This window comes from Marilutibacter aestuarii, from assembly GCF_006546775.1.
In the GTDB taxonomy this organism is placed as follows: domain Bacteria; phylum Pseudomonadota; class Gammaproteobacteria; order Xanthomonadales; family Xanthomonadaceae; genus Marilutibacter; species Marilutibacter aestuarii.
Genome location: NZ_VICE01000142.1, coordinates 32852 through 41284, shown reverse-complemented (window position 1 = coordinate 41284; position 8433 = coordinate 32852). Strand labels below are relative to the sequence as shown.

Below are 8433 nucleotides of genomic sequence, written 5' to 3'. Positions count from 1 at the left end.
CCCCAATCCCCAATCCCCAATCCCCAATCCCCAATCCCCAATCCCAAATCACAGCCTCCAGCCCCCTGAGTCAGGGGGCGGCGAGCCCGACGGGCGAGCGGGGGTATGGAGAGGACAGCCTGGGGCCCAAAGTTTGTCGCGACAAACTTTGGGGCCTTTCTGGCTCACTGAGCCAGAAAGGCGGCGGAGCCGGCCGATAAGCCGGGTTCTGTCGTGGACAGTCATTCCTCTAGGCGCATCGTCGCCGATACGCTCGAGCAACCTACCCGGAGACACCGCGGGCCGCGGCATCGTCTCCCTATTTGGTCTTGCTCCCGGTGGGGTTTGCCGTGCCGGTCTGTTGCCAGACTCGCGGTGCGCTCTTACCGCACCGTTTCACCCTTGCCTGTGCCCTCGCGGGCCATCGGCGGTCTACTCTCTGTTGCACTTTCCGTCGGCTCGCGCCGCCCAGGCGTTACCTGGCACCGTGCCCTGTGGAGCCCGGACTTTCCTCGGCATGCATTGCATGACGCGACTGCCTGGCCGACTCCGCCGCGCGCATTGTAGCGCTTCGCCGCGCCGCATGGCCGTCGGCGAAGCGTCAGGCCGCCCGCGATCGGCCGCGCGGGCTCAGCCGCCGTACAGCGCCTTGCGCGGCGCGCCGCTCAGTTCGGCGGCGAGCTTGGCCGCGGTCGACGGCGGCAGGTGCGCGACCAGCCGCGAATACAGCCGACGCCCTTCCGCGACCCGCGCATCGGCGTCGTCGCCCGCGCCTTCCACGATGACGACGAACTCGCCCTTGCGCTGGTTGGGGTCGGTCGAAACGGTCGCCAACAGCCTCTCGAGACTGCCGTCAAGCACGGTCTCGAACAGCTTGGTCAGCTCGCGCGCCAACACCGCGGGCCGCGCGGGCCCGAAGGCCTCGGCCAAGTCGGCGAGCGAAGCCTCGATGCGATGGGACGATTCGTAGAAGACCAGGGTGCGCGTCTCGGATGCCAGGCGCGCCAGTCGCTTCCGACGCGCGCCCGCTTTCGCCGGCAGGAAACCCTCGAAGGCGAAACGGTCGGATGCCAGCCCCGCGACGCTCAGCGCGGCGATCGCGGCGCAGGCCCCCGGCACCGGCGACACCCGGATGCCGGCCGCGCGCGCTGCGCGGACCAGACGGTAGCCCGGGTCGCTCACCAGCGGGGTGCCGGCGTCGGACACCAGCGCCAGCGCCTCCCCGGCGCGCAGGCGTTCGACGAGCTGGCCGGCCTGTGCGTCCTCGTTGTGCTCGTGCAGGGCCACCAGCGGGCGCTCGATGCCGAAGTGCGCCAGCAACTGCCGGGTGTGCCGGGTGTCCTCGGCGCAGATCGCGGCGACCGAGCCCAGGACCTCCAGCGCGCGCGGACTGAGGTCGCCCAGATGGCCGATCGGCGTGGCGACGACGTGCAGGGTGGCGGGCGATGTGGCGATGACGGGTGATTCCATCGAAGGGACGGTTAGAATCGTACCCGGTTCCTGAACAACGCCGCCCCGCGGCGGACATCGCCCATGCCCCCACTGTCCAATTCCCGTTCGATCCGCCCCGCCACGCGCTGGCTGGCCGGCCCCGCGCTGGCCATGCTCATCCTTGGCGGCTGCGGTGGACTGTCCACGCGCTCGACGGATACCGCGAAGGTGGTGATGAGCCCGGTGGTCGCACAGGCCAGCGCGCTGGCGCGCAGCGGCACGGTGCTGACGGGGCAGGCGCGCCTGGACAACGAGCGCCAGATCCGCGACCTGCTGTCGCAGCTCGACGACGCCGCACTGGCGCGCGAGGCCGCCGCCCTTCCGGCCGGCGAGCCGCTCTACAACTACATGGGCCAGGCCCTGCTGGAACGCGGCCTGCCCCTGCCCCGCCCGTTCGACCATACCGCCTGGACGTTCGACGCCAACGGCCGCCCCGCCGCCGATCCCGACGGCTACCGGCCGCCGGTCAAGCTGGCCATGCTGCTGCCCCTCTCGGGTGAGATGGCCGTCGCCGCTTCGCCGGTGCGCGATGGCTTCCTGGCGGGCTACTACGGCGAGCACCGGCGTCGCCCGGAAGTGAGTTTCTACGACACCACCGGCAGCATCGCCGGCACGCTCTCGGCCTACGACCGGGCCGTCGCGGAGGGCAACGATTTCGTCGTCGGCCCGCTGGAGCGCAACGCGGTCGATGCCCTCTTCACCCGCGGCGCGCTGCCGGTATCGATCCTGGCGCTCAACAGCGGCAGCCAGCCGCCGCCCGCCGGCAATGCCGCGTTCGCCCTCTCGCCCGAGGACGAGGGCGCCGCCGCCGCCGAATACCTGCTGGAACGCGGCGCCAAGCGCGTGATGGTGGTGTCGGGCAGCGAGGAAAGCCAGCGTCGCGCGGTCGATGCACTGCGCGAGCATCTCGCCTCGCGCGGCGCGACCGTCACCGACGTGGTCGGCGAAGGTGTCGCCGACCTGACCCCGTTCGCGAGCCGCGAAGGCGGCATCGACGCGGTGTTCCTGGCGATGCGCGGCAACAGCGTGCGCGAACTGATGCCCAAGCTGGCCCTCGCCGGGCTCGCCGGCAAGCCGCGGGTGGCGACTTCGCAACTGCTGTCGGGCACCGGAAAGCCCGAGGACGACCGCGTCCTCGACGGCATCGCCTTCCCGACCGAGACCTGGACCGCGCGCGGCGCGCGCGGCCTGCCGACCGCCGCCTTCACCGCGGAAACCCTGCCGACCGCACGCGGTGGCGCGGCGCGCCTGTTCGCGTTCGGCTTCGATGCCTGGCAGCTGTCGGCCTACATGGAGCGCCTGGTCACCGGCACCGACGCATCCATCCCCGGCGCGACGGGCACCCTGCGCATGGACGGCTTCGGCAACATCAAGCGCACGCCGACCTGGGCCACCTTCATCAGCGGCGTGGTGATGCCGCTCACGGATGGCAGCGACCGCCGCTGATGCCCGCGGGCGGGGCGCGGCGGTGGAAGCCGCGGCCCGCGCGGAGCTCGTCCGCTCCGGACTGCGCGAGGTCGCCAGCAACGCGGGCAGCCGCGTCGGCGAGATCGACCTGGTAATGCTCGACGGCGAGACGCTGGTGTTCATCGAGGTGCGTTACCGACGCAGTGCGGGCTACGGCGGCGGCGCGGCCTCGGTCGACGTGCACAAGCGTCGCAAGCTGGTGCGCGCGGCGCAGGCCTTCCTCCAGCAACATCCGCGGCACGCTTCGCGCGCCTGCCGCTTCGACGTGGTCGACGCCAGCGGCGATCCCGCCGCCCCGCGCCTGGCGTGGTTGCGCGATGCCTTCCGCGCGGACGATGCCTGACCCCGTGCGCTCGCTGCCCACCGCGCTCGACCGCGAGATGGCCGACCTGCTCGGCGAGGGCTGGCGCACCGATCCCGGCGAACGCCTCACCTACGGCTTCGACAATTCACGGCGCGAGGCCCTGCCCGACGCGGTCGCGCTGCCCCGTGACGCCGGCTGCGTGCAGGCGCTGGTCCAGGCCTGCCGCCGGCATGGCGTGCCGCTCGTCGCCCGCGGGCGCGGCACCAACACGACCGGCGCCACGGTCCCGGTGGCCGGCGGCGTCGTGGTCTCGTTCGAGCGCATGGACCGCATCATCGACATCCGCCCGGGCGACCGCTGCGCGATCGTCGAACCCGGTGTGCTCAACGGCGACCTGCAATCGGCGCTTGCGCCTCACGGCCTGTTCTGGCCCCCCGATCCCACGAGCGCGGGCTACAGCACGGTGGGCGGCAACCTCGCCTGCAACGCCGGCGGCCCCCGCGCGGTGAAGTACGGCGCCAGCCGCGACAACGTGCTCGCGCTCACGGCCGTCACCGGAACCGGCGCGCTGATCCGCTGCGGCAGCGCGACCACCAAGGGCGCCACCGGCTACGACCTGCAACGCCTGCTGGTCGGCAGCGAGGGCACGCTCGCACTGATCGTGGAAGCGACCCTGCGGCTGGCGCCGGCACCCGCCGAACGTCGCGCCATCCGCGCGCTCTATCGCGACGTCGCCAGCGCGGCGCGGGCGGTGGCACGGCTGATGGCGCAGCCGGTGACGCCGTCGATGCTGGAGTTCATGGATCACCATGCCGTGCGCCTGGCGCGCGACGTCGGTGGCGCAGACCTGCCGGAAGACGCCGGCGCCCTGTTGATGATCGAGGCCGACGGCGACGGCGCCACGCTCGCCCACGACGTCGATGCGCTGATGGAGGCCGCGCGCGGCGACGGCCTGGTCTCGCTCGATGCGGCCGGCGACGAGGCGGCCCGCGCCCGCCTGTGGGCGGCCCGCAAGGCCTTGTCGCCCGCCCTTCGGACGCTGGCGCCGGGCAAGATCAACGAAGACGTGGTGGTGCCGGTGTCGCGCATCCCGGAACTCGTCGAGGGCGTGCAGGCCCTGGCCGCACGTTTTCGCCTGCCCATCGTCTGCTTCGGCCACGCCGGCAACGGCAACCTGCACGTGAACCTGATGTACGACCCGGCCGACGATGCCCAGCGCACGCGCGCGACGGCGGCGATGACCGAGGTCTTCGCGCTGGCGATCGCGCTCGGCGGCACGCTCTCGGGCGAACACGGGATCGGACTGGCCAAGCGCGACTTCATGCCGCTCGCGATCGATGCGCCCACCCTTGCGATCATGCGGGCGATCAAGGCGCAGTTCGACCCGGACGGTCTGCTCAACCCCGGCAAGCTGCTGCCACCCTGAGCCGTGGCCGACGCCCTGCCCGCCCTGCTGTGCGAGATCCGCGCCTGCACGCAGTGCGCGGCGGTGTTGCCGCTCGGGCCGCGCCCGGTGGTGCAGGCGAGCCGCCGCGCGCGCGTGCTGGTCATCGGCCAGGCGCCGGGCGCGCGCGTGCATGCCAGTGGCATTCCCTGGGACGATGCCAGCGGCCGGCGCCTGCGCGAGTGGCTCGGGCTCGACAGCGCCACGTTCTACGATGCCGATCGGGTCGCCCTCGTGCCGATGGGCTTCTGCTATCCGGGCAAGCGCAGCGGTGGCGACGCCCCGCCGCGACCGGAGTGCCGGGCCACCTGGCACCCGCGGCTGCTGCCGCTGCTGGCGAACGTGCGCCTGAGCCTGCTGGTGGGCCGCCATGCGCAGGCCCATGTGCTGGGGACACGCGATGCCGCGACCCTGACCGCCACGGTGCGCGACTGGCGTGCGCACCTGGAGCAGAACCGACTGCCGTTGCCGCACCCCAGCCCGCGCAACGTCGCCTGGTTCAAGGCCAACCCCTGGTTCGAGCAGGACGTCCTGCCCGGGTTGCGCCTTCGGGTGCGCGCGGCGCTGGGCGACTGACGCGGCGGCCTACATCATTGCCAGTTCGGTGTTGCTGAGCGTGCGGTTGTAGTGGTCGCGCATGGCGACCTTGCGCTCGAGGTCGGCGATGATGTGCCCGCTGAAGTCAAGGCCGGTGAGGTCGTCGGCCATGTTGATCCCGCCGGGCGTATCGACGTTGATCTCCATCATCTTGTCGCCGACGATGTCCAGGCCGGCGAAGTACATGCCGTCGCGCATGAGCTTGGGGGCGACGATGCTGGCGATGCGCAGGGCATCCTCGTCAGGCACCGCCATCTCGTACTTGCCGCCGGCGCTGATGTTGCTGCGGGCGTCCCCGCTGTCGTTGTAGCGACGGATGCAGGCGTACGTGCCCTCCACTTCCAGGGGCCGGCCATTGAGCGTCAGCAGGCGCAGGTCGCCGTCGACCGCGCGCGGCAGGTATTCCTGGACGATGGCGTAGCCGTCGCGGGTGACGGCGTCGATCATCTGGTTGAGGTTGCCGCCGCTGTCGGGCGTCACCACGAACACGCTCTGCCCGCCCGAGCCCTGCAGCGGCTTGATCACGCCATGGCCGTCGTGCGCGGCGATGAAGGCCTTGATCTCCTCCGCGTCGAGGGTGATGCAGGTGACCGGCCGCACTTCCTCGGGGAAGTGCTGGAAATAGGTCTTGTTGGAGGCATCGGTCAGGTGGGTGGGATCGTTGAGCACGATCACGTGCTTGAGCGCCGCGAGCTGGGCGAACAGCAGCCCGCTGTTGGGCGCCCACGGCCGCTCGTTGACTTCGTCGGCCGGATCGCTGCGCAGCATGAGCACGTCCAGCGCCTCGACCGAGATGCGCTCGATCCGGGCGTCGTCGGCCTGCAGGTCGGCCAGCAGCTCGGCATCGTCGGCATAGCCGGTGCCACGCGGGCGGTGGGCATGCGCGCGGATGACGCCGTTGCTGTCGTAGATGAAGCCGCCCAGCCCGATCAACGCGACCTCGTGGCCGCGCGCGATCGCGCGACGGGCCAGGCGGATCGTGGTGAAGTTGTCCTTTTCGGTCGCGATGTCGTTGATGACGAAGCCCAGCTTGATCGGCGAGGCGGTGCGTTCGTTCATGCGCGTGGTTCCATGTGGAAGAAGTCGGCGATGCCGGTGTCACGGCAGCATTGCAGGCGATCGGCGAAGCCGTCGTCGTGGGCATAGCGAGGCATCAGCGCCGGCGGCACCGCCCAGCCCTCCTCTTCCAGCCGATCGACGACGGGCAGGTGCGAGAGGGCGAACTTGCCGCGAAGCAAAGGTCCAAGCTCGCCACCGGCGTGGAGGTGGTCGAGCAGGTCGCGCAGGCCACTGAGGTAGACGGCGTCCTTGGTCAGGCCGCCGCCGCGCAGCGCGCGCACCGCGATGTCGAAGGCCTCGTTGGTCGGCAGGCCATGGGTTTCGCGCAGGCAGGCGTGGATCTCCGGGATGCCCTCGCCGGCGACGGCCATGTCGACCGCCACCACGCGCGCGGCGAGCACGCGCAGGCGGTCGCCGGGCAGGTAGCCGGCGAGGTACTCGGCGAGCACGCCCAGGCCTTCCTGGAGGGCGTCGTAGTGGGCCAGGCCCACCTCGAGCTGGCGCAGCGGCTGGTGGCCGCCGTTGTAACGGGTGACGACGTGCGTGCCGATCTCGTGCTGCACCAGCGGCTGCACGCGCGCGCGCGGCAGGCGGATCCCGCCGTCGACGTAGAAGGTGCCGTGCGAGACCATCATCATCGAGCCGATGTCAGTGTCCACGACCACGTCGGCCTTGAAATCCCCGGCCCGGCCGCGGTACCACTCCAGCTCGGCCTCGACCGCTTCGACGACCTCGTCGATGCCGGCGTCGGCGACCAGGGGCGCGCCATGCGGCACGCTCGCGAGGATCTCGTCGGCCAGCGCGCGCAGACCGGCATCGACGCCGCCGAACAGGTCGAGGCTGGCGTTGACGAAGCCCTCCGTGCCGCGCAGTCGCACGAGCTGCAGGTGCCGTTCCAGTTCGCGCTGCTTCTCGCTGAGCAGGCCCGACAGCAGGGGCGACTCGATGTCGTCCAGGGGCAGCGCGTCCAGGCGCTGGCGCGCCTCGTCGAGGTCGATCTCCAGGTCGATGTAACGCAGCGGTGGCGCCTGGCGGAAACCGCTGGCCTCGAATGCCTCCCACGCGCCGTCGTTGTCGATCGGCGAGAGCGCCAGCAGCCAGTCGATCTGGCGGTCGAGCTCGACCAGGGCGGCATCGACCCGCGCGGCCACCGGGGGCAGCGCGCGCGGCGGGGCATGCATCGCGCTCACCGGCATGCGTGGAACTCCCCGCGGACGGCGTCGACCGCGGCCGCCAGTCCACGGCGCAGGTCTTCGAGCACCGCGATGTCGGCCCGGGCGGTCCACTCGTCCATGTAGAACTTCTTGTACTCGAGCGACACGGCGCAGACCTTGTCGCCATAGGCGGCATGAAGCCATTCGGGGAAGTGCCCGCCGCCGTCGTAGCGCACGTTCTCGCGCACGTCGAGCGTGCGTCCCGCGGCCGGGCGTTCGCGCAGGACCTGCACCAGGCGTTCGACGGCGTGGCCCCAGCGGCTGCGGTCCAGCGTGGTGGCGCCGACGTCGATGTCGGGGTTGTCGCCCGAAGGTGCCGGCGGCGCCCCGGCACCGTCGCGGCGGTGGTTGTAGCTGTGGATGTCGAGCAGGAGCACGCAGCCCCAGCGCGCGATCAAGCGATCCATCAGCTCGGCCATCATCGCGTAGAAGCGATCGTGCGCCGCGAGCGAGGTCGCCAGTTCGCCGGGCGGCAGCGGGCCCTTCCAGACCTTCAGCCCCCAGGTATCGGCGGGGTCGGTCGACAGGGCCAGGTCGCGCGGACGGTTGAGGTCGACCTGGAAGCGCGAGGCGCGCACCCGCAGCCTCACGTCGCCGGCCTCGACCAGCGCGCCGGTCAGCGGGTCCTCCTCGCGCCGGCGGCCGGTATCGTCGACCGCGAGATGCGCAGCGAGGGAGGGACGCATGGCGTGGCCATCGTGGATCGCGGTGGCGACGATGGGCCCGTCGCCCAGGACCAGGTCCCAGTCGTCGTCCGGCGCGTCGAGGACGAGCCGCTCGGCCACGGTGAAGAACGGTGTGGGGTTGGCAGTGGCATCCATGCCCCGATGCTTCCACCGGGGGTATGAGGAGTCCGTGAGCAACTGAACGCCACGTTC

General features: G+C 71.5%; 8 protein-coding genes and 1 other RNA gene. 4 read left to right on the top strand and 5 right to left on the bottom strand.

Annotation, left to right across the window (positions count from 1 at the left end):
* Positions 1-181: 181 nt before the first annotated feature.
* Both rnpB and rsmI read right to left on the bottom strand, forming a co-directional pair.
* An RNA gene (gene rnpB, locus FKV25_RS14770) (RNase P RNA component class A) lies at positions 182-530 on the bottom strand.
* Positions 531-609: 79 nt separating this feature from the next.
* On the bottom strand, positions 610-1449 hold the full coding sequence (gene rsmI, locus FKV25_RS14765) for a 16S rRNA (cytidine(1402)-2'-O)-methyltransferase (RefSeq protein WP_141519553.1): 840 nt from the start codon (positions 1447-1449) through the stop codon (positions 610-612).
* Between the two features lie 63 nt (positions 1450-1512).
* On the opposite strand from rsmI, the gene FKV25_RS14760 reads away from it, so the two are divergent.
* The 4 genes from FKV25_RS14760 to FKV25_RS14745 are packed head-to-tail and all read left to right on the top strand — an operon-like array spanning position 1513 to position 5261.
* Complete coding sequence (locus FKV25_RS14760; protein ID WP_141519552.1) at positions 1513-2916, top strand: penicillin-binding protein activator; 1404 nt, start codon at positions 1513-1515, stop codon at positions 2914-2916.
* Positions 2897-3280, top strand: a complete 384-nt coding sequence (locus FKV25_RS14755; protein WP_141519551.1) for a YraN family protein — start codon at positions 2897-2899, stop codon at positions 3278-3280. Before FKV25_RS14760 ends, FKV25_RS14755 begins: the two co-directional genes overlap by 20 nt.
* Complete coding sequence (locus FKV25_RS14750) at positions 3273-4667, top strand: FAD-binding oxidoreductase (protein ID WP_141519550.1); 1395 nt, start codon at positions 3273-3275, stop codon at positions 4665-4667. Before FKV25_RS14755 ends, FKV25_RS14750 begins: the two co-directional genes overlap by 8 nt.
* Positions 4668-4670: 3 nt before the next feature.
* Positions 4671-5261, top strand: coding sequence for a uracil-DNA glycosylase family protein (locus tag FKV25_RS14745; RefSeq protein ID WP_246072111.1), 591 nt, complete (start codon positions 4671-4673; stop codon positions 5259-5261).
* A gap of 9 nt (positions 5262-5270) precedes the next feature.
* Here the strand turns inward: FKV25_RS14745 and FKV25_RS14740 are convergent, their stop codons facing one another.
* The 3 genes from FKV25_RS14740 to FKV25_RS14730 are packed head-to-tail and all read right to left on the bottom strand — an operon-like array spanning position 5271 to position 8376.
* The gene (locus FKV25_RS14740; RefSeq protein WP_211345458.1) at positions 5271-6341 is read right to left on the bottom strand and encodes an ATP-grasp domain-containing protein; all 1071 of its coding nucleotides are present in this window, start codon (positions 6339-6341) and stop codon (positions 5271-5273) included.
* The gene (locus tag FKV25_RS14735; RefSeq protein WP_170218661.1) at positions 6338-7537 is read right to left on the bottom strand and encodes a peptidase MATCAP family protein; all 1200 of its coding nucleotides are present in this window, start codon (positions 7535-7537) and stop codon (positions 6338-6340) included. The genes FKV25_RS14740 and FKV25_RS14735 overlap by 4 nt, the downstream gene beginning before the upstream one ends.
* The gene (locus FKV25_RS14730; RefSeq protein WP_170218660.1) at positions 7528-8376 is read right to left on the bottom strand and encodes an N-formylglutamate amidohydrolase; all 849 of its coding nucleotides are present in this window, start codon (positions 8374-8376) and stop codon (positions 7528-7530) included. Before FKV25_RS14730 ends, FKV25_RS14735 begins: the two co-directional genes overlap by 10 nt.
* Positions 8377-8433: the final 57 nt, after the last annotated feature.